Source organism: Roseicyclus amphidinii, assembly GCF_030163755.1.
Taxonomy (GTDB): domain Bacteria; phylum Pseudomonadota; class Alphaproteobacteria; order Rhodobacterales; family Rhodobacteraceae; genus Roseicyclus; species Roseicyclus amphidinii.
In genome coordinates this window covers 1-20774 of sequence record NZ_JASJOE010000025.1, presented here as the reverse complement: position 1 = coordinate 20774, position 20774 = coordinate 1, and the positions used below count along the sequence as shown (strand labels likewise).

Here is a 20774-nt window from a genome sequence, read left to right as displayed (position 1 = left end):
ATGACCACCCCGGACAGGGTACCGCGGCGGGCAATTCACATGGAAACCAGGTTTCTTCTGAACGGGGAACCTCGGGTCGCGGCGACGGACGCGACCGTGACGCTGCTGGACTGGCTGCGCGAGGAGGCGCGGCTGACCGGCACCAAGGAAGGCTGCAACGAGGGCGATTGCGGGGCCTGCACGGTCATGGTGACCGATGCGGACGGGACGAGCCGGGCGCTGAACGCCTGCATCCTGTTCATGGGGCAGCTCGAGGGGCGCGCGGTGCGCACGGTCGAGGGGATCGCCGGACCGGGCGGTGAGATGCACCCGGTCCAGGAGGCGATGGTCGCGCATCACGGGAGCCAGTGCGGCTTCTGCACGCCGGGTTTCGTGGTCTCGATGGCGGTGGCGCATCTGAACGGGCGGCGGGATCACGACGACCAGCTGGCCGGCAACCTGTGCCGCTGCACGGGCTATGCGCCGATTGTCCGGGCCGCCGAGGCAGCAGAGGATGCGCCGGTGCCCGACTGGATGCGCCAAGATGCCGAAACCCTTGGCGATCCTGCCTTCATCTTCCCCCAAATACGGCCTTCCGGAGCACCGCCTGCCGTAAGCCCGACCTCGTCGGACGCGCTGGCCGAGTGGTATGCCGCCCACCCCGATGCGGCGCTGATCGCGGGCGCGACGGACGTGGGGCTGTGGGTGACCAAGGGGCTGCGAGACCTCGCACCCGTCGCCTTTTTGAACCGATGTGCGGATTTGCGTCGGATTGTTTCCGATACGGAAACAATCCGGATCGGCGCGACGGTCACCATGACAGAGCTGGGCGCGGTCTTCGCCGACCGCCACCCGTCGCTGGCCGAGCTGATCCGCCGCTATGGATCGGTCCAGGTGCGCAACGCCGCCACGATCGGCGGCAACATCGCCAATGGCTCGCCCATCGGCGACAGCCCGCCCGCGCTGATCGCGCTGGGGGCAAGGCTGCACCTGCGCAAGGGCGAGGCGCGGCGCGAGATGCCGCTGGAGGCGTTTTTTCTGGAGTATGGAAAACAGGACCGCGCGCCGGGGGAGTTCGTGGAGGCGGTCTCCGTCCCCGTGCAGGCGGACAGGCTGGCCTGTTACAAGCTGTCGAAACGCTTCGATCAGGATATTTCCGCCGTCTGCGGCTGTTTCAACGTGACGGTGGAGGAGGGCGTGGTGACAGCCGCGCGGATCGCCTTCGGCGGCATGGCGGGCGTGCCGAAACGCGCCGCGGCGGTCGAGGCGGCGCTGCTGGGCCAGCCCTGGAGCGAGGCGACGGTGACGGCGGCGCAGGCGCGCTTCGCCGAGGATTTCACGCCGCTGTCGGACATGCGCGCCTCGGCCGCCTACCGGTTGCGCGCGGCGGAGGGGATGCTGATGCGGTATTTCCGTGAAAGCCGGGGCGAGGCGGTGAGCGTGCTGGAGGTGCGGGTATGAGTGTCTCGAAGCCCCTGCCCCACGACGCCGCGCCCCTCCATGTCACGGGGCAGGCGCGCTATGTCGACGACATCCCCGTGCCGGGGGATTGCCTGCATCTGGCCTTCGGCGTGAGCCGGATCGCGCGCGGGCGCATCGCGTCGATGGACCTTGCCCCGGTGCGCGCCGCGCCGGGCGTGGTGATGGTGCTCTCGGCCGAGGATTTCGACGTGATCCCCGATTGTTCGCCCTCGGCCCATGACGAACCGCTGGTGAGCGATGGAACGATCCATTACGCCGGTCAGCCCCTGTTTCTTGTCGTGGCCGACAGCCATTTGCGCGCGCGCAAGGCCGCGGCTTTGGCGGTGGTCGACTACGAGGAAGAGGCCCCGATCCTGACGGTGGAGGAGGCGCTGGCGGCGGGTTCCCGCTTCGAGGAAGGGCCGCGCGTATATGCCAAGGGAGACGTTGAGGCGGCGCTCGCCCGCGCCCCGCGCGTGATCGAGGGGCGGATCGAGGTCGGCGGGCAGGAGCATTTCTACCTCGAAGGTCAGGCGGCGCTGGCGCTGCCGCAGGAGGGGGGCGACATGGTTGTCCATTCCTCCAGCCAGCACCCGACGGAGATCCAGCACAAGGTGGCCGATGCCTTGGGCCTGCCGATGAACGCGGTACGGGTCGAGGTGCGACGCATGGGCGGCGGCTTCGGCGGGAAGGAGAGCCAGGGCAACCATCTCGCCATTGCCTGCGCGGTGGCCGCGGCGCGCAGCGGGCGGCCCGCCAAGATGCGCTATGACCGGGACGATGACTTTGTCATCACCGGCAAGCGGCATGACATCCGCGTCGACTACCGCGTCGGCGTGGATGACGAGGGGCGGCTGCTGGCGGTGGACTTCACCCATTACATGCGCTGCGGCTGGTCGATGGACCTGTCGCTGCCGGTGGCCGACCGGGCGATGCTGCATGCCGACAACGCCTATGACCTGCCCGCGGCCCGCATCACCTCGCACCGGCTGAAGACGAACCACCAGAGCGCCACCGCCTATCGCGGCTTCGGCGGGCCGCAGGGCATGGTGGGGATCGAGCGGGTGATGGACCATGTGGCGCACGCGCTGGGGCGTGATCCGTTGGAGGTTCGGTGCCTGAATTACTACCCGGAGGCGCCGGTGGAGAGTGCGGGAGACCGTATTTTCGGGAAGATGAAGGAGGGCAAGCGCCTCGAGACCGCCGATCTGGCGGGGCGGGGGGCGATGAAGGTCAAGGAGACCGCGGGGCGCGGGGAACGCTACGGGGCCGCGCATTCGCCGGTGACGGCGGGGGGGAAGGAGGGGGTCACGCCCTACGGGATGCCGGTCGAGGATTTCATCCTGCACGCGCTGACCGACCGGTTGGCGGAGGGCTGCGACTATGCCGGGCGACGGGCTGCGATTGCCGAGTGGAACGCGGGCCAGCCGGTGCTCAAGCGCGGGATCGCGCTGACGCCGGTGAAGTTCGGCATCTCCTTCACGCTGACGCACCTGAACCAGGCGGGTGCCCTGGTGCATGTCTACCAGGACGGCTCGATCCACCTCAACCACGGCGGGACCGAGATGGGACAGGGGCTGTTCCAGAAGGTCGCGCAGGTGGCAGCCCACCGCTTCGGCGTCGGCATGGACCGGGTGAAGATCACGGCGACGGATACGGGCAAGGTGCCGAACACCAGTGCCACGGCGGCAAGCTCGGGGTCGGACCTGAACGGGATGGCGGTCAAGGCCGCCTGCGACGAGATCCGGGGCCGGATCGCCGCGCATCTGGCGGGGGTCTTCGGCGATGACGACATCAATTTCGGGGACGGCTGCGTCTATATCGGGCACGATCACACGCTGAGCTTCGAGGAGGCCGTTCAGATGGCCTATCTCGCCCGCGTCAGCCTGTCGGCGACGGGCTTCTACAAGACCCCCAAGATCGAATGGGACCGCATCGCGGGGCGGGGGCGGCCGTTCTTCTACTTTGCCTATGGCGCGGCCTGTTCCGAGGTGGTGATCGACACGCTGACCGGCGAGAACCGCATCCTGCGGACCGATATCATCCACGATTGCGGCGCGAGCCTGAACCCGGCGCTGGATATCGGGCAGATCGAGGGGGGCTTCGTGCAGGGCGCCGGCTGGCTGACGACAGAGGAACTGGTCTGGGACGGCAAGGGCACCCTGCGCACGCACGCGCCTTCGACCTACAAGATCCCGGCCTGTTCGGACCGGCCCGACGTGTTCAACGTGGCGCTTTGGGACGGGGCGAACCGGGAGGAGACGATCTATCGCTCCAAGGCGGTGGGTGAGCCGCCCTTCATGCTGGGGATTTCCGTGCTGATGGCTCTGTCGGACGCCTGCGCGGCTTGCGGGCCGCAGTATCCGGAACTGCAGGCCCCCGCGACCGCCGAGGCGGTGCTGGCCGCCGTCGATAGGGCGCGCGGCGCATGAGCGGCGTTCGCGTGACCGTGGCCGCCGTGCAGGGCTCCGCCCCCCGCGAGGAGGGGGCGGCGATGCTGGTGCGCGGGGATGGCATCGAGGGCACCATCGGCGGCGGCGCGCTGGAGTGGGAGGCGATGCGCCTTGCGCGGCAGATGCTGGCGGATGGGGCGGATTACGCCGAACGGCGGTTTCCGCTGGGCCCGGCGCTTGGCCAGTGCTGCGGCGGTGCGGTGGTGCTGCGCTTCGAAGCGGTGGAGGGGCTGGAGCGGGCCCGGGGTGCGGACCTCTGGGTCTGGGGCGCGGGGCATGTGGGGCGCGCCGTGGTCGGCGTCATGGCCCCCCTGCCCCATGTGGCGATCACATGGGCCGACACCGGCCCGGCGCGCTTCCCCGAGGACGTGCCCGAGGGCGTCGAGACGGTATCGGCGGCCGAGTTGCCGCGGCTGATGGCACATGCGCCGGTGCATGCCCATCACCTGATCCTGACCTATAGCCACGAAATCGACCTTGCGCTGTGCCATGCCGCGCTGAGCCGTGGCTTTGCGAGTTGCGGCTTGATCGGCTCGGCGACGAAATGGGCGCGCTTCCGCACGCGGCTTGGCGCACTGGGCCATTCGGATGCCGAAATTTCGCGCATTGCCTGCCCGATAGGCGATCCGAGCCTCGGGAAACACCCCCAGGCCATTGCCGTGGGGGTGGCCGGGCGGCTAGTGAAAGAGCATCTGCACAAGGAATCGGCAGTCAAGCCGATCCACCGGGGGAAAGCGACGCGCACGTGACGGCACTGCTCGAGATCGAGGGGCTGACCAAGGCCTATCCGGGTGTCGTCGCCAATGATGACGTCTCCTTCGCCATCCAGCCGGGCGAGGTTCACGCGCTTCTGGGCGAGAACGGCGCGGGCAAGTCGACGCTGGTCAAGATGATCTACGGGCTGGTCAAGCCCGACCGCGGCGCGATGCGGCTGAACGGGGCGGCCTATGCGCCCGCCGAGCCGCGGGCGGCGCGGGGCGCGGGCGTGGCGATGGTGTTCCAGCATTTCAGCCTGTTCGAGGCGTTGAGCGTGGCCGAGAATGTCGCGCTGGGGATGGAGACGCCGCCCAAGCCCCGCGACCTTGCGCGGCAGATCCGCGAGGTGAGCGAGACCTATGGCCTGCCGCTCGACCCGGACCGGATGGTGGGCGACCTGTCGGCGGGGGAACGGCAAAGGGTCGAGATCATCCGTTGCCTGTTGCAGGACCCCAAGCTGTTGATCATGGACGAACCCACCAGCGTGCTGACGCCGCAGGAGGTGGAGATCCTGTTTCACACCCTGCGCAAGCTCTCGGCCGAGGGGACGGCGATCCTTTATATCTCGCACAAGCTGGAGGAGATCCGCGCGCTGTGTGATGCGGCGACGATCCTGCGGCTGGGCAAGAAGGTGGGCGAATGCACCCCGCGCGAGGTGACGGCGGCGCATATGGCCGAGCTGATGGTCGGCAAGTCGCTGAGTGCGCCCGCGCGCGACGCGTCCAAGCCGGGCGAGGTGTTGCTGCATGTGGCGGGCCTCAGCGTGACGCCGGCCTCGCCCTTCGGGACGCCGCTGCGCGAGGTCGCGCTTGAGGTGCGCGCGGGCGAGGTTCTGGGCATCGGCGGGGTTGCGGGCAACGGGCAGGACGAGTTGCTGGCGGCGCTCTCGGGCGAGACGCTTGTCGCGCCGGGGGCCATCACGCTGAAAGGCGCGCCTGTCGGCGCGCTCGGGCCGAACGCGCGGCGCGCGCTGGGGTTGCTCTGCGCGCCCGAGGAGCGGCTGGGCCATGCCGCCGCGCCCGACATGAGCCTGACCGAGAACGCGGTCCTGACCGCGCGCATCCGCAAGGGGCTGGACCGGTCGGGCTTCGTCGACTGGGGCAAGGCAAAGGGTTTTGCCGAGGAGATCATCGCCCGCTTCGACGTGCGCACGCCGGGGCCGGGGGTGGCCGCGCGGGCGCTGTCGGGGGGCAACCTGCAGAAATACGTGATCGGTCGGGAGATCCTGCAAGCGCCCACGGTGCTGGTGGTGAACCAGCCGACATGGGGCGTGGACGCCAGCGCCGCCGCCGCGATCCGGCAGGCGCTTCTCGACCTTGCACAAGGGGGGGCTGCGGTGATCGTGATTTCGCAGGACCTCGACGAGTTGCTCGAGATTTCCGACCGGTTCTGCGCGCTGAACGAGGGGCGGCTGTCCGCGCCGCGGCCCGCGCGCGGGCTGACGATGGAGCAGATCGGCCTGATGCTGGGCGGGGCGCATGACATGCACGAGGTCGTCGCATGATCCGGCTGGAGAAGCGTCCGCAGCCCTCGCGGGGCTGGGTGATCGGGGGGCCGATCCTGGCCGTGGCGCTGACCATGGTCGCGGGCGGCGTGATGTTCGCGCTTCTCGGCTCGGACCCGGTCGAGGCGATGCGCATCATCTTCTGGGACCCGCTGTTCAGCGAACGCTTCGCCAGCTACTCGCGCCCGCAGCTGCTGGTGAAGGCCGGGCCGCTGATCCTGATCGCCGTGGGGCTGTCGCTGGGGTTCCGCGCGGGCATCTGGAACATCGGGGCCGAGGGGCAGTATATCGTCGGCGCGCTGTTCGGGGCCGCCTTCGGGCTGGCCTTCTACCCGTCGGAAAGCGCGCTGATCTTCCCCGGCATGGTGCTGGCGGGGCTGTTGGGCGGGGTTCTGTGGGCGATGATCCCGGCGCTTCTCAAGGTCTATGCGCGCACGAACGAGATCCTCGTGTCGCTCTTGCTGGTCTATGTCGCCGAGGCGATGCTGGCCTCGGCCGCGACGGGATGGCTGCGCAACCCCGAGGGCTCGGGCTTTCCGGGCAGCCGGAACCTGTCGCGCCATCCGGGCACCGACAATCCCGAGCTGATCGCGGGAACGGGGATGCACTGGGGCGTGCTGGCGGCCTTCGTCGCGGTGATCGCGGCCTATGTGCTGATGCAGCGCCATGTTCTCGGCTACCAGATCAGGCTCTCGGGCGAGGCCCCGCGCGCGGCGCGGTTCGGCGGCGTGAACCCGGCGCGGCTGGTGCTGCTGTGCATGGGAATATCCGGCGCGCTGGCGGGTGCGGCGGGGCTGTTCGAGGTCTCGGGGCCTGCGGGGCAGATCACCATCGACTTCAACGCGGGCTACGGGTTCACCGCGATCATCGTGGCCTTCCTCGGGCGGCTGAACCCGCTGGGCATCCTGCTGGCGGGGCTGCTGCTGGCGCTGACCTTCATCGGGGGCGAGTTGGCGCAGCTGATGCTGGGCCTGCCCGCGCCGTCGATCCAGGCCTTCCAGGGGATGCTGCTGTTCTTCCTGCTGGCCATCGACGTGCTGGCGAATTACCGCGTGAAATGGGGACGGGAGGCCGCGGCATGATCATCGATCCCGTCACGCTCATCGTCGCGCTGATCACGGTGGCAACGCCGGTGCTGCTGGCCGCCATCGGCGAGCTGGTGGTCGAGAAATCGGGCGTGCTGAACCTCGGCGTCGAAGGCATGATGATCATGGGCGCGGTCTGCGGCTTCATCGCGGCGCATGAAAGCGGCTCGCCCACGCTGGCCTTCGTGGCGGGCATGGCCGGGGGGGCCGCGCTGTCGGTGATCTTCGCGGTGCTGACGCAGCTTCTGATGGCGAACCAGGTCGCCTCCGGCCTCGCGCTGACGCTCTTCGGCCTGGGTCTCGCCGCGCTGCTGGGCGTGGGCTATCCGGGCCAGCCCATTCCCGATGTCGCCAAACCCCTGCCCGAGGCGATCCGCGAGATCGAGGTGATCGGGCCGATCCTGTTCTCGCATGACCTGGTGACCTACCTGGCGATTGCGCTGGTCGTCGCGGTCTGGCTGGTGCTGACGCGGACGCGGGCGGGGCTGATCCTCCGCGCGGTGGGCGAAAGCCATGATGCCGCCCATGCGCTCGGCTACAAGGTGGTGCGTATCCGGTTCCTCGCCATCCTGTTCGGCGGGGCCTGCGCGGGGCTGGGCGGAGCGTTCCTGTCGGTGATCCGTGTCGAGAACTGGGTCGAGGGGATGACCGCGGGCGCGGGCTGGATCGCGCTGGCGCTTGTCGTCTTCGCCTCGTGGAAGCCCTGGCGCGTGCTGCTGGGGGCCTGGCTTTTCGGCGGGATCGCCGCGCTGCAGCTGCGCCTGCAGGCCGCCGAGGTCGGCGTGCCGGTCGCGCTGCTGGATGCCTCGCCCTATCTCGTGACCATCGTGGTGCTGGTCGTCATCTCGTCGGACCGCAGGCGCGCCTCGATGAACGCGCCCGCAGCGCTTGGCCGCATCTTTCACGCGTCGAGTTGAGGGGGGGATGGATGCGGCGCGCCGAGATCCTCGAGATCCTCGACGGGACCCACCCGCGGGTGGGACGTGGCGTGGCGCTGGTGATCTACGCGCTGATCGTGGCGACCGCCGTGGTCATCAGCCTCGAGACGCTGCCCGGCCTGCCCGCGCCGGTGAAGACCGCGCTCTTCGCCGTCGAGATCGTGATCCTGACGGTCTTTGCCGTGGAATACCTGCTCAGGCTGGCCTGCGCGGCGCATCCGCTGCGCTATGCGTTCAGTTTCTGGGGGCTGGTGGATTTCATCGCCATCGTGCCGGCGCTGCTGTTCCTGTTTCCCGATCTCGCCACGGTGCGGATGCTGCGCCTGCTCAGGCTGTTGCGCATTCTCAAGCTGTTCAAGGCGAACCGGGCGCTCGACCGCATCGCGCTGGCCCTCGACAGGGTGAAGGCCGAGTTCCTGATCTTTCTCTTCATCGCCTGCCTCGCGGTGTTCCTTGCGGCGGTCGGCATCCATCATTTCGAACACGCCGCCCAACCCGAGGCCTTCGGCTCGATCCCCGAGAGCCTGTGGTGGGCGGTGGCCACGCTCACGACGGTGGGCTATGGCGATGTCTACCCGATCACCACGGGCGGACGCATCTTCACCGGGGTGATCCTGCTGATCGGGATCGGCATCATCGCCGTTCCCGCGGGCCTGATCACCGCGGCGCTGGCGGAAACGGGCACCGGGAGGGCCCCGCCAGAACCGCGCGACCCCGACCCCGACACGCGCGCCATTGGGACAGGCGCGCAGACGGCACCCACCCCATCCAACAGAGAGGATAACACATGAAACTGCTGCCCAGACTTCTCGCCTCCGCGGCGCTTGCCGCAGGCCTCGCCCTGCCCGCCGCAGCGCAGGAGGATCCCTTTACCGTCGGTTTCGTCTATGTCGGCCCGATCGGTGACTACGGCTGGACCTGGACCCATGACCAGGGCCGCCTTGCGGTCGAGGAAGCCTTCGGCGACGCGGTCGATACCGTCTATGCCGAGACCGTGCCCGAAGGGCCGGACGCCGAGCGCGTCATGACCCAGATGATCCTGAACGGTGCGGACATGATCTTCACCACCTCCTTCGGCTACGGGCCTGCGACCAATGCCGTCGCGGCCCGGTTCCCCGATGTCTATTTCGAGCATGCCACCGGCTACCAGCGCGACACCGAGAACGTCTCGACCTACTCGGCCCGCTTCTACGAGGGCCGGGCGGTGATCGGCCATATCGCGGGCCACATGACCGAGAGCAACATCGTGGGCTACATCGCCTCCTACCCGATCCCGGAAGTGATCCGCGGCATCAACTCGGCCTTCCTGCATGCGCGTGAAGTGAACCCCGATGTCGAGTTCCGCGTGGTCTGGGCCTACACCTGGTTCGACCCGGCGGTCGAGGCCGACGCCGCCCAGGCGCTGATCGACGCGGGCGCCGACGTGATCCTGCAGCACACCGACAGTACCGCACCGCAGGCCGCGGCGCAGGAAGCCGGTGGCGTCTACACCTTCGGCCAGGCGTCCGACATGATCCAGTTCGCCCCCGAGCCGCGGATCTCGTCGATCATCGACAACTGGGGCCCCTATTACGTCCGCCGCGTGGGCGAGGCGATGGAAGGCACCTGGGAACAGTCCGACACCTGGGAAGGCATGCCCGAGGGCATGGTGCTGATCGGCGAGATGACCGAGGCGATCCCGGAAGAGGTCCGCGCTTCGGCCACCGCGATCATGGAAGCGATCCAGGCGGGCGAGTACCACCCGTTCACCGGCCCGATCAACCGGCAGGACGGCACGGCCTGGCTGGCCGAGGGCGAGATCGCCGACGACGGCACGCTGGCGGGAATGAATTTCTACGTCGAGGGGCTGACGGGCGAAATCCCGAACTGATCCCTGCCTCTGCGCATCGGAAAGGCCCGCCCCCGTGGCGGGCCTTTTTCATTGGAGCGAATTCTTGAAAATTCGCAGAAGGGGGACGCGCCGCTGGCGCGGCGCGGGTGCGAATTTTCGTACGAAAATTCGGGGGGGCTCTGCCCCCCGGCCTGCGGCCTCCCCCCGGAGTTGTACCTGCCAAGATGAAGCCGGGGACCTGGCGCGAAAGGGCCCTTGTCGCTTTCGCGCGATTTAGCGTCGGGTGGGCGAGGCGCGGCTCGCAGGTCTCGGGCAGGTAGGGTCAGGATTCTGCCCATACGCCCCGCAGGGCCTGCACGCCCATGGAGACCACCGTGAAGACACATGTCAAAGCCCTTGTCGTCGGCGGCGGTGCCGTCGGCACCTCGATCGCCTACCACCTCGCCCGCGCGGGCTGGGAGGATGTGATGCTGCTGGAGCGCGACGAGCTGACCTCCGGCTCGACCTGGCATGCCGCGGGCCTCCTGCCGCTCTTCAACATGGGCTATGCGACCAGCCACATCCACGACTATTCGGTCAAGTTCTACAAGACGCTCGAGGAAGAGACCGGCCTGAACGCGGGCTTCGCCGTGGTGGGCAACCTGCGCATGGCGCAGACCGATGCGCGCATGGATGAATACATGCTCTATGCCTCGACCGCCGAGACGGTGGGCATCCCCTACGAATGGATGACCCCCGCCGAGATCAAGGCGCGTTGGCCGCTGGTGCGCACCGACGACCTGAAGGGCGCGATCTACCACCCCACCGACGGCTACATAAACCCCGCCGACGTGACCATGGCGATGGCCAAGGGCGCACGCCAGCGCGGTGTGGTGATCGAACGGAAGTGGCAGGTCGACGGCTACGAATGGACCGGGTCCGAGTGGCGCGTGAGCCTGACGAAGATGGTCGAGAAGGGCGGCAATCTCGTGCCGTCCGAGGAAACCGCCGTCGTCACCGCCGAGCATGTGGTCACCGCCACCGGCAACCACGCCCAGCGCACCGCGCGGCTCCTGGGCATCAAGATCCCCGCGATCCCGGTCGAGCACCAGTATATCGTGACCGAGCCCGACCCCGCGCTGGCCGAATGGCGCGCCGCCGGAAACCCCGAGCACCCCGTGCTGCGCGATGCGGATGCCAAGTGGTATGTCCGCGAGGAGCGCAAGGGCTGGATCCTCGGGCCCTACGAGCGGGGCGCGCCCGCCTGTTTCGAATACGACGTGCCCGACAGTTTCCGCGCCGACCTCTTCCCGCTCGACCTCGACCGGATCGAGGAGGAATACATGTCGATGATCCACCGCATCCCGACCTCGGAGACGGTGGGGCTTAAGGACGATTTCAACGGCCCGATCTGCTACACGCCCGATGGCAACCCGCTGGTCGGGCCTGCGCCGGGGCTGCGCAACATGTGGCTGGCCGAAGGCTTTTCCTTCGGGATCACCGCGGCGGGCGGCACGGGCTACTACCTCGCGCAGATGATGGTGGAGGGCGAGGCCGAGATCGACATGGCCGCCCTCGACCCCAAGCGCTACGGCAGCTGGATGACGACCGAATATGCCGCGCGCAAGAACGAGGAATGCTACGAGCATGTCTTCATCCTGCACCACCCCGACGAGGAGCGCGAAGCCTGCCGCCCGCTGCGCACCGCGCCCGCCTATGACCGGCAAAAGGCGCTGGGGGCGCAGTTCGGCTGCGTGAACGGCTGGGAGCGGCCGAACTACTACGGCCCCAAGGACGCGCCCGAGAGCTTCGACCATGACGCGCGCAGCTTCCGCCGCGGCGGCTGGTGGGAGCATGCCAAGGCAGAGGCCGAGGCGATCCGCGAGGGCGTGGGCCTGATCGACGCGACGGCCTTCACCAAGCACCTTGTCCGCGGGCCGGGGGCGACGGCCTTCCTTGACGCCTTCACCTGCAACAAGCTGCCCAAGGTGGGGCGGATCAACCTGACCTATGCGCTGACCAACGCGGGCACGACGCGAACGGAATACACGCTCGTCCGGCTGGCGGAGAACGAATACTACTGCGTTTCGGCGGGGGCGTGGACGGCCTATGACGCCGATTACCTGATCAAGGCGGCCGAGGATTTCATGGCCGCGGGCGGCGGCTATGTCGATATCCATGACGTGACGACGCAATGGGGCGTCTTCGCCATCGCCGGGCCGAAGTCACGCGACGTGCTGCGCGAGATCGTCAAGGATGCCGACCCCGACACGGTGCTGGGCAACAAGCGGTTCCCGTGGCTGTCGATGCGCCACATCGAGCTGGGCATGTGCCCGGTCCGCGCGATCCGCGTGGCCTATACCGGCGAGCTGGGCTGGGAGCTGCACCATCCCATCGAGATGCAGACCTACCTCTGGGATCAGCTGATGGAAGCGGGCGAAAAGCACGGGATGAAGCTGGTGGGCGCGCGGGCGCAGAACTGGCTCAGGCAGGAGAAGAGCTATCGCGCCTTCGGCACGGAGCTGGGCCGCGATGCGACGCCGCTGGAGGCGGGGCTGGATCGCTTCGTCGATCTGGACAAGGAGTTCACCGGCAAGCAGGCGATGCTCGAAACCGGCATCCGCTCGAAATGCGTGACGCTGCTGATCGACGGGCCGGCGGATGCCGATCCTTGGGGGCGCGAGGCGCTGTATCTCGGCGAGGAAAAGGTCGGGCGGCTGACCTCGGGCGGCTACTCGGTCGCCTTCGGCAAGCAGATCGGCATGGGCTATGTGCGCCCCGACCTCGCCGAGGTGGGCACGAGGTTGAAGCTGCGGATGTTCCGTGAGCTCTTCGACGCGGAAGTCGTGGAAGACAGCCCCTACGACCCGACCAACGCCGTCATCCGCAAGGACGGGTGATCGCGCTGGCCGGATACGCGGGGCTGGCCGGGTTCCTCTGGCTGGCCCTGTTCCAGGCGCTGCTGGCGGCGGGCCTGCCGCTTGGGCACATGGCATGGGGCGGGGCGGACCGGCGCCTTTCCCCGACGAAGCGGTGGGCCAGCCTTGCGGTCGTGCCGCTCGCACTGATCGGCGCGCTGGTCGTGGCGCAGGCGGCCGGGATCGGCCCGGAGCTTCTGCCGCGCATCGTGATCCGGCCCGCGCTCGGGGCATTCGCCGTGCTGTTCGCCCTCAGCCTGCTCGGCAACGCCGCCAGCAAAAGCCGCGCCGAGGCGGCGCATGGGGTTCCCCTCGCCCTTGGCCTGGCCCTGGCGACGGGCACGCTGGCGCTGCGCGCCTGACGCGGAGGCGAAAGCGGAGGCGCAGGAGCGCCCCTTCGCTCGACGCCGCAGCCCTCACCCCAAGCCCGCGGCCCGGCGCAGCGCCACCTTGGCGGGATGATCCGAGGTGGCGAGATCGGCAAGCACCTCGTCCCGCGCGTAGCGGTAGCTCATCTCGAAGAACAGCTTGTGCTTGGTCCAGTCGAGGAAGGCGACCGAGCTCAGCTCGGGCGGGCGCACATGCAGATCGTCCTCGTTCATGCCGCGATCCGTGGCGCCCTGCCCCACCAGCAGGCTGCGCATCACGGTCGAGACGATGCCCGGTGCCCGCGGCGGGCGCTTGCCGAAGGGCAACACCGTCCTGGTCAGCAACTCCATCCGCCCCGGCAGGTTGGGGTAATCGACGTAGAACGGCTTGGCCGTGTCCTTCTGCAGGTCCACCACCACGTTCGGGCCTGACTTGAGCGCGTGCATGTCGCGGAAGGGCATGTTGTCGACGCAGCCGCCATCGACCAGCATCCGCCCCTCGGGGGTGAAGAAGGGCGGCAGAATGCCGGGGATCGCCGAGGAGGCGCGCACCGCCTCCCACAGGGGGCCGCGCCGGATGACATGGCGCGAGACCCCGGCCAGGTCGGCGGCCACCGCGAAATAGGGCAGCCACAGGTCCTCGATCGGGACCGAGGTGTAATGCTCCTGCATCGAGGCGTCGAAGACCTTGTGATCGAGCAGCGCGTATTTCGGCAGGGTCAGCCGCCGCATCGCCCCGGACTTGACGAAGATCTGTTCCACCCGCGGGCCGATCTCGTCCGCCTCGAGCCCCAGCGCGATGGCCCCGCTCATCGCCGCACCGACCGAGGTGCCGCCCACGATGTCGATGGGCAGGCCCGCCTCGTGCATCGCGCGCCACATGCCGACATGGGCGACACCGCGCGCGCCCCCGCCCGACATGACGATGCCGATGGCCCGCCCCGACAGGAAGCGGCCCAGCCGCGCCACGTCGGCGCCATCGGGGGTCATGGCGAGATGGTGGTGCAGGAACACCGGGCGCGTGTCGAGCCAGCGCGCCGTGCCCGTGACCTGCTTCATGCGGTGCGGATGCACCAGCACCAGCCGCCGCTGCGCCTCGGGCAGGAGGTCGAGCGCCATGCGCTCCAGCGTCGAGGGCTCGGCGAAGCCATGGGCCTGCGCCACGATCACGGCCTGATCGGCCTGGCGCAAGGCGGCCACGGACCAGGGGCCGGCATCGTGGTTGGCCACGAACAGGACGATATCGGCCTCGCGCTCGCGGTGGTTGAGCCAGCTCACCGCCTCGGGGGTGGTCGGGTCGCCCCCAGCGCCCAGCGCCGCGCGAAAGGCGGCCTCGTCCACGACGGCGACGCGGTGATGCGCGGCGATGGCCGCGGCCAGCTCGGGGACGAAGCTGTGCGGCAGGGGCGCGCCCGCGGCGGGCAGGATGCAATAGGTCCGCGCAGGCGGGCGGCCGGGGTCCGGCTGCACCCGCGCCGAGGTCCGCGCCAGCCGCTCGGCCAGCTCGGTCGAGATCGAGCGCGCAAGATCCGGCGTGTCCGCGCAGAGCGCGTCGTAATCCTCGCGCCCGATCCGCAGCACCACGCTGTCGCGCGCCGCGATCACATCCGCGGTGCGCGGCTTGCCGGTGAAAAAGGAAATCTCGCCCAGCACCGACCCCGCGCCGATCTCGGCCAACTCGACCCCGCCGCGCTGCACCGTGAAACGCCCGGTCTCGACCAGGTAGAGCGCATCCGCCCCGCTGCCCTCGGCCATAAGAACCTCGCCGCGCCGCACCGAGACTTGCGGCAGCCGCGCCAGGGCCGGGCCTTGCAACACGGAAAACAGGCCCTGCGGGGCGAACTCGTCAAGACGTGCCATGGCTTTCCTCCCAAAGCTCCGGCCAGCCCCGGACCCGTCGGGCAGCATAAGGGCGCACTTTCGACAAGGCGACCATCTTTCGACCGTTACGCCACGTCGGACCGCTCGAACACCAGGAGGAGGTTGTTCGCAGGCATCGCCACCGTCTCGACATGGGCAAGCCCCGCCTCGACGAGGCAGGCGCAGGTGTCGATCACGTCCTTGTAGCCGATGGCAGGGTCTTGCGCCCTGAGGCTCGCGTGAAAGACGGCGTCGCCCTCGCTCGTGGCCTCGCCGTCGCGCAGGAAGGGCCCGTACAGCGCGACGACACCGCCGGGCGAGAGCACCGCGGCGGTCTCGGTCAGGGCGGTTTCGGCCTCGGCCCCCGAGATCAGGTGCAGCAGGTTCACCACCACGACCAGGTCGGCGGTCAGCGGTTCTTCCTCCGCCCAGCCGACGCGTGCCGCGTCCAGGTCGAGCGGCGGCCTGATGTTGTCCAGCCCGCTCTGCATGGTCCAGGCCGCGATCGAGGCGCGGCGCAGCGGGTCGGGGTCGGTCGGTTGCCAGGTCAGCCCCGGCATGACCTCGGCGAAACGGATCACATGCTCGCCCGTGCCCGACGCGATCTCCAGCGCGCGCCCCCACGCAGGCGCGACCCGCCGCAGTTCGGCCGCGATCAGGTCGCGGTTGCGCAGCGCCGAGGGCGCCGACATGCGCGCAGCCCCAAGGGCCGCCGTGCCCGGTGTGTCGGGCAGCTCGAGGCGGCGCGTCATTGGTCCATCATCACCTGCATGGCGCCGCTTTCGGCCATGCGCGCCATGATGATCTCCATCACGCCGCAATCCTGCATCAGCGCCTGCGCCTGCACCTCGGACATGCCCTCGGGCAGTTGCACCCCGTCACCGAAGGCGCCGCTCATCAGGGTCTCGGCCGTGGCGGTCTCCATCATCGCGTCCATCTCGTCGAGCATGGTGTCGACGGCGGCCTCGCTGCTGGCCTGCACATAGCCCTCCAGCACGCAGCCATAGGCCGCGCGCATCGGATCGTCCCAGGCCGGATCGGGCATGTTCCCCTCGAGCGCCGGAAGCTGGGCGATCATCGCTTCGTTCATCAGGGCGCTGGCCCGCTCCGACAACACCTCCATCCGCTCGAGCTGCGACTGCGCGGCGGCGGTCACGGGCAGCGAAGCCGCCACCGCCGCGAGGGTCACGGTCACGGTCAGGGCGCGTGGGCTGAAGATCATGGGCATATCCAATAACCACCTTTCGAAAACGATGTCTGTGCAAGCCAACCTTAAATCATTTGCAACGATTTGAAAGCGCGACCCCCTCGGGGCCGCTCCTCCCGCCCCGATCACCCGCCGATCACCCGGTCCGGAACCGCGCGGGCGAAAGCGCCGCGACCAGCTCCGCCTCGAGCAGCGGCGCGCGCCCCGCCACCAGATCGGCCACCAGCCGCGACGCCGCCGGCGCGGTCTGGAACCCGTAGCCGCCCTGCCCCGCGACCCAGACGAAACCGGGGTCCAGCGGGTCGGGGCCCAGCACCAGCGCACGATCCGGCGCAAAGCTGCGCAGACCGGCCCAGCTGGCGGTCAGCCGCGTGACCTCCTCGGTGGCGAATTGCTGGTAGCGCGCGATCCCCTCGGCCAGCACCATGTCCTCGGGCCAGGCGTCATGCGGCTCGGCGACCGGGTCTTCCTCGGCGGGCGAGACGATCAGCGCGCCCGCATCGGGCTTGGCATACCAGCTTTCTCCCGCGCCCAGCAGCATCGGCCAGCCCGAGACGTCATGCCCCCCCGGCGCGGGGATGCGCGCGACCGAGCGGCGCAAGGGCGTGATCCCGATGGGGGCGATCCCCGCCATCCCGGCGATCCGGTCGGCCCAGGCCCCGGCGGCGTTCACCAGCACGCGCGCGACATGGGTCTCGCCGCCCGCCGTCACCTCCCAGCCCGTCGCGGTCCGCGTGATCGCCGTCACCGCCGCGCCGGTCTTGACCGCGCCGCCCGCGCCCCGGATCGTGCGGGCGAAATGCTGCACCAGCCGGTCGGTGTCGATGTCCCAGGCATCCGCATGCGCGGCGGCCCCCGCGATGGCGTCGGGGTTCAGCACCGGCACCATCGCCACCGCATCGGCCACGCTGATCCGCGGCAGCCCCATCGCCGCGATGTCGGCGGCGAAAAGCTCCTCCTCGCCATGGGTGGCGAGCACCATCAGCCCCCGCGGGCTGAGAACGCCGCCGTCGAGGGTCTCGTGATCCGCGCGCGACGCAAGGTTGAGCGCCACGGTCGCAGGCTTGCCATACTGCGCCTCATAGAGCGCCGCCGACCGCCCCGAGGCATGGTAGGCCAACGCCGGTTCCGCCTCGAGCAGCAGGACGCGGCCCAGCTCCGACAGCCGCGCGCCCGCGGACACACCCGCGATGCCGCCGCCGATGATGAGAAAGTCATGGGTCATGACGCGATGGGTGGCATGGCGGAGGGGGTGGGGGCAAGAGGGGGAGGCACGGGATGGGAGGTGGTCACTCGCTGCGCCTGGCACCAACGGCTGCTTAACGGGACGGAGCGGACCTCGGATTGAGATGTTCCCATGTCCGTTTTGGTGTAGTCATGAGATTCAGCTATTTCCGCCTAGTACTCATCCACTTGTCACAGGTGTATCCATGTCTACTATTACAAAGTACACGCCCGAAGAGGCCATCCTGATTGGAAGAGCGGGAATCATCGCAGGTGTCTTGGGCATCATAAGTGCGGTTTCTCCAGCAATCGATATGGTGGAAAATGGTGTTGTTGCTAGCAATCTTTTCAGTTTCTCCGTCTCATTTTTTGGGTTCATACCGTTTGCAGTAATATGCGGCATTTACTGGGAAAGACGCTGCGGTGAGGATAAACTTAATACCCCCCCAGCTAGATTGTTTGTTTTTTCAGTCTGCGCTTTAGGCGCTGCATTTCTATTATTTGGGCTTTTATGGCTCTCTGGGGCAATGCTGGTTGGTGCAACAATCATCATAATTGCGGTCATCGTTGCTTGGTGGCAGTGGCCACGTCTGCCAAAGGCGCTAGGTGAAGATCTGCATAAGTAGGCGACAAGACATGTTCGATAGGCAGCACATGGTGGATTTTGGATCCTGTCAATGACAGCAGACATTCATTCGCCGCGCCGCATCGGTCACTCCGGGCTCTAACTGTGGTTTCCCATGAGGTTGTTCACCGCCGCGATCGGGGGGCTGCCTTTGAGTGCGGAGTGTGGTCTTGATCTGTTGAACCAGTCAAGCCATCGGGGCAGGTCGGCGTTTCGGGCGTTGGACGAGGGGTGTGCGAGACCGTAGGCCCATTCGCGCAGGAGGGTCTGGATGAACCGCTCGGCCTTGCCGTTTGTCTTCGGGGTATAGGGCCGGGTGTAGATGTGGCGGATGGCGAGAAGCCGCAGCACCTTGCGGAACCGGCGCGAGCGGTAGGCGCTGCCGTTGTCGGTCATGAACCGCTCGACCCGGATACCGTGGCGGCGGAACCAGCGTAGCGCGCGCAGCAGGAAACCCGTGGTGGTGTCCTTCCGCTCGTCGGGCAGGACCTCGACATAGGCCAGCCGGGTCGCGTCATCGACGGCCACATGAACGAAGTCCCAGCCCGCGCCCCTGTTCCGGCAGCCCCGGCGCGTGCCGGTCACGCGATGGCCCGGGCGGTCGAAGCGGCCGAGCTTCTTGATGTCCAGGTGCAGCAACTCTCCCGGCCGCTCGCGCTGATAGCGGCGCACCGGCTCCGGTGGATCGAGTTGCGCGAGCCGACCCAGCCCGACCCGTGTCAGCCAGCGCGCCACGGTCGAGCGCGGCAGCCCCAGACTGGCGGCGATGGCGGACGCGGTCAGGCGCAGCCGGCGCCGCATCCAGACGATGACCGCGACGACACGATCCGGCAGGCGGCGCGGGCGGCGGATGGGCGCGCTCGCGCGGTTCGACAGCGCCGCGCGCCCGCCCGCCTTGAACCGCGCAACCCATTTGCGCACGGTCCGCACTGACACGCCGAAAGCCTCGGCCACCTCGACAGCACTCTGTCCCGCACCGATACGCGCAACGATCTGTTCTCGACTGTAGACAGTGAGACGGGCATTCTGATGAGGGTTGTTCATCCTTCGGGGTCTCCGGTTGTGGTTTGGCGATTGCAGCCTAACCCCGAACCGGGTGAACAACCTTCTGAGATTTCACATCTAACCCAACTCTTGCCGTGCCCGATCAGCCCAAAAGAGAAGCGCCCGCTTCATCCTCACAGCATGCTCGGCACCACCAGGTCCGGCGGCCTGTGCCCATCGGCGAAGGTCTTGATGTTGATCAACACCTTCTCCCCCATCTCGATCCGCCCCTCGCGCGTGGCCGACCCCATGTGCGGCAGCAACACCACGTTCGGCAGCTCGCGCAGCCGCGGGTTCACCTCGCGGCCGCGCTCGAACACGTCCAGCCCCGCCCCCGCGATCTCGCCCGCGCGCAACATGCGCGTCAGGGCGTTCTCGTCGATCACCTCGCCGCGCGAGGTGTTCACGATCACCGCGCCCGGCTTCATCAGCTTCAGCCGCCGCGCGTTCATCAGGTGGAAGGTCGAGGGGGTGTGCGGGCAGTTGACCGAGATCACGTCCATCCGCGCGATCATCTGGTCGAGGCTTTCCCAATACGTCGCCTCCAGCGCCGCCTCGGTGTCGGCATGCAGCCGGCGGCGGTTGTGGTAATGCACCTGCATCCCGAAGGCCGCGGCGCGGCGCGCCACCGCCTGCCCGATCCGGCCCATCCCGAGGATGCCCAGCCGCCGCCCGGCCACGCGCCCGCCCATGAAGGCGGTGGGCGCCCAGCCCTCCCAGCGCCCCTCCTGCATCACCGCCATGCCTTCGGGCAGGCGGCGCAGCACGGCAAGGATCAGCGCCATCGCCATGTCGGCGGTGTCATCGGTCATCACGCCCGGCGTGTTCGACACCAGCACACCGCGCTGCCGCGCCGTCGCCACGTCGATATGGTCCACGCCCGCGCCGTAATTGGCGATCAGCTTCAGCCGGTCGCCCGCCTGCGCCAGCATCGCGCCGTCGATCCGGTCGGTGATGCAGGGCACGATGACGTCGGCCCGGCTCATCGCGCCGACCAGCTCGGCCTTGGTCATCGGCCTGTCCTCGTCGCGCAGCTCCACGTCGAACAATTCCGACATCCGCGTCTCGACCGCCTCGGGCAACCGTCGCGTGACGACAACACTCAACCGCTCAGATGGCATGGGCTGGTTCCCTTCTCTGGCCTTCCGTCCTCGGGTCTGACACTCTCGCATCGGGCACTGTGGTGCAAGCGGCCGGGCCGCCGCACCCGATGCCCCCAACGCAGAGGCGATGACCCGGTGCAGCCAACGACGCCGGGCGCGACACGGCAGAGACGAGCGGGATGCAGATGACAGGTTTCCGGCGCGGCCCCACGGCCACCCTTTGCACGGCGGCCCACACCCGCGTCGCCCTTCGCGCGGCGGCCCACACCCGCGCCGCCCTGTGCGCGGCGGCCCTGACGCTGGCCGCAAGCACAGCCTTGGCCGAAGCACCCGGCACCGCCCGGCGGTAGAGTTTCCCGCCATGGCGCAGGCCGGTGCATCGGTCCAGTCTTTCCGCATCGCCGCCCCGTCTGGCCCTGTCCCGAGGGGCGCGGCCATG

The 20774-nt window shown here is 68.6% G+C and carries 17 protein-coding genes; 11 read left to right on the top strand and 6 right to left on the bottom strand.

Annotated elements, in window-relative coordinates:
• The first annotated feature begins 39 nt into the window (after positions 1 to 39).
• The 10 genes from xdhA to QQK83_RS10115 all read left to right on the top strand — a co-directional run bounded on the left by xdhA (position 40) and on the right by QQK83_RS10115 (position 13266).
• Positions 40 to 1440: a xanthine dehydrogenase small subunit gene (gene xdhA, locus QQK83_RS10160; protein ID WP_284263888.1), complete on the top strand. Its 1401-nt coding sequence runs from the start codon at positions 40 to 42 to the stop codon at positions 1438 to 1440.
• The gene (gene xdhB / locus QQK83_RS10155) at positions 1437 to 3872 is read left to right on the top strand and encodes a xanthine dehydrogenase molybdopterin binding subunit (protein ID WP_284263885.1); all 2436 of its coding nucleotides are present in this window, start codon (positions 1437 to 1439) and stop codon (positions 3870 to 3872) included. The genes xdhA and xdhB overlap by 4 nt, the downstream gene beginning before the upstream one ends.
• Complete coding sequence (xdhC, locus tag QQK83_RS10150; protein WP_284263884.1) at positions 3869 to 4642, top strand: xanthine dehydrogenase accessory protein XdhC; 774 nt, start codon at positions 3869 to 3871, stop codon at positions 4640 to 4642. The genes xdhB and xdhC overlap by 4 nt, the downstream gene beginning before the upstream one ends.
• Positions 4639 to 6153, top strand: coding sequence for an ABC transporter ATP-binding protein (locus QQK83_RS10145; RefSeq protein ID WP_284263882.1), 1515 nt, complete (start codon positions 4639 to 4641; stop codon positions 6151 to 6153). Before xdhC ends, QQK83_RS10145 begins: the two co-directional genes overlap by 4 nt.
• Positions 6150 to 7235 (top strand): ABC transporter permease, encoded by a 1086-nt coding sequence (locus QQK83_RS10140; RefSeq protein ID WP_284263880.1) that lies wholly within the window; start codon positions 6150 to 6152, stop codon positions 7233 to 7235. Before QQK83_RS10145 ends, QQK83_RS10140 begins: the two co-directional genes overlap by 4 nt.
• Positions 7232 to 8155 (top strand): ABC transporter permease, encoded by a 924-nt coding sequence (locus tag QQK83_RS10135; protein WP_284263878.1) that lies wholly within the window; start codon positions 7232 to 7234, stop codon positions 8153 to 8155. The genes QQK83_RS10140 and QQK83_RS10135 overlap by 4 nt, the downstream gene beginning before the upstream one ends.
• An 11-nt stretch (positions 8156 to 8166) precedes the next feature.
• Positions 8167 to 8967, top strand: a complete 801-nt coding sequence (locus QQK83_RS10130; RefSeq protein ID WP_284263876.1) for an ion transporter — start codon at positions 8167 to 8169, stop codon at positions 8965 to 8967.
• The gene (locus QQK83_RS10125) at positions 8964 to 10046 is read left to right on the top strand and encodes a BMP family ABC transporter substrate-binding protein (RefSeq protein ID WP_284263874.1); all 1083 of its coding nucleotides are present in this window, start codon (positions 8964 to 8966) and stop codon (positions 10044 to 10046) included. Before QQK83_RS10130 ends, QQK83_RS10125 begins: the two co-directional genes overlap by 4 nt.
• Before the next feature lie 335 nt (positions 10047 to 10381).
• Complete coding sequence (locus tag QQK83_RS10120) at positions 10382 to 12886, top strand: GcvT family protein (protein ID WP_284263872.1); 2505 nt, start codon at positions 10382 to 10384, stop codon at positions 12884 to 12886.
• Complete coding sequence (locus QQK83_RS10115; RefSeq protein WP_284263870.1) at positions 12883 to 13266, top strand: hypothetical protein; 384 nt, start codon at positions 12883 to 12885, stop codon at positions 13264 to 13266. Before QQK83_RS10120 ends, QQK83_RS10115 begins: the two co-directional genes overlap by 4 nt.
• 54 nt (positions 13267 to 13320) lie before the next feature.
• Here the strand turns inward: QQK83_RS10115 and QQK83_RS10110 are convergent, their stop codons facing one another.
• From QQK83_RS10110 to QQK83_RS10095, 4 genes are all read right to left on the bottom strand, one after another.
• Entirely contained in the window at positions 13321 to 15132 is a 1812-nt protein-coding gene (locus tag QQK83_RS10110; RefSeq protein WP_284263868.1) for a patatin-like phospholipase family protein, read from the bottom strand.
• An 86-nt stretch (positions 15133 to 15218) separates the two neighbouring features.
• A complete protein-coding gene (locus QQK83_RS10105; protein WP_284263867.1) occupies positions 15219 to 15884 on the bottom strand; it encodes a DUF938 domain-containing protein in 666 nt (221 codons plus the stop codon).
• Positions 15881 to 16360, bottom strand: coding sequence for a hypothetical protein (locus tag QQK83_RS10100; protein ID WP_284263865.1), 480 nt, complete (start codon positions 16358 to 16360; stop codon positions 15881 to 15883). Before QQK83_RS10100 ends, QQK83_RS10105 begins: the two co-directional genes overlap by 4 nt.
• A 115-nt stretch (positions 16361 to 16475) precedes the next feature.
• On the bottom strand, positions 16476 to 17564 hold the full coding sequence (locus QQK83_RS10095) for an NAD(P)/FAD-dependent oxidoreductase (RefSeq protein ID WP_284263863.1): 1089 nt from the start codon (positions 17562 to 17564) through the stop codon (positions 16476 to 16478).
• A 205-nt stretch (positions 17565 to 17769) separates the two neighbouring features.
• Here QQK83_RS10095 and QQK83_RS10090 point away from each other — a divergent pair, with 205 nt between their 5' ends.
• The gene (locus QQK83_RS10090; protein ID WP_284263861.1) at positions 17770 to 18189 is read left to right on the top strand and encodes a hypothetical protein; all 420 of its coding nucleotides are present in this window, start codon (positions 17770 to 17772) and stop codon (positions 18187 to 18189) included.
• 98 nt (positions 18190 to 18287) lie between these two features.
• Here QQK83_RS10090 and QQK83_RS10085 read toward each other — a convergent pair whose 3' ends face one another.
• Both QQK83_RS10085 and QQK83_RS10080 read right to left on the bottom strand, forming a co-directional pair.
• A complete protein-coding gene (locus QQK83_RS10085; protein ID WP_284263859.1) occupies positions 18288 to 19232 on the bottom strand; it encodes an IS481 family transposase in 945 nt (314 codons plus the stop codon).
• 134 nt (positions 19233 to 19366) lie between these two features.
• The gene (locus QQK83_RS10080) at positions 19367 to 20353 is read right to left on the bottom strand and encodes a 2-hydroxyacid dehydrogenase (protein ID WP_284263857.1); all 987 of its coding nucleotides are present in this window, start codon (positions 20351 to 20353) and stop codon (positions 19367 to 19369) included.
• Between the last annotated feature and the right edge of the window lie 421 nt (positions 20354 to 20774).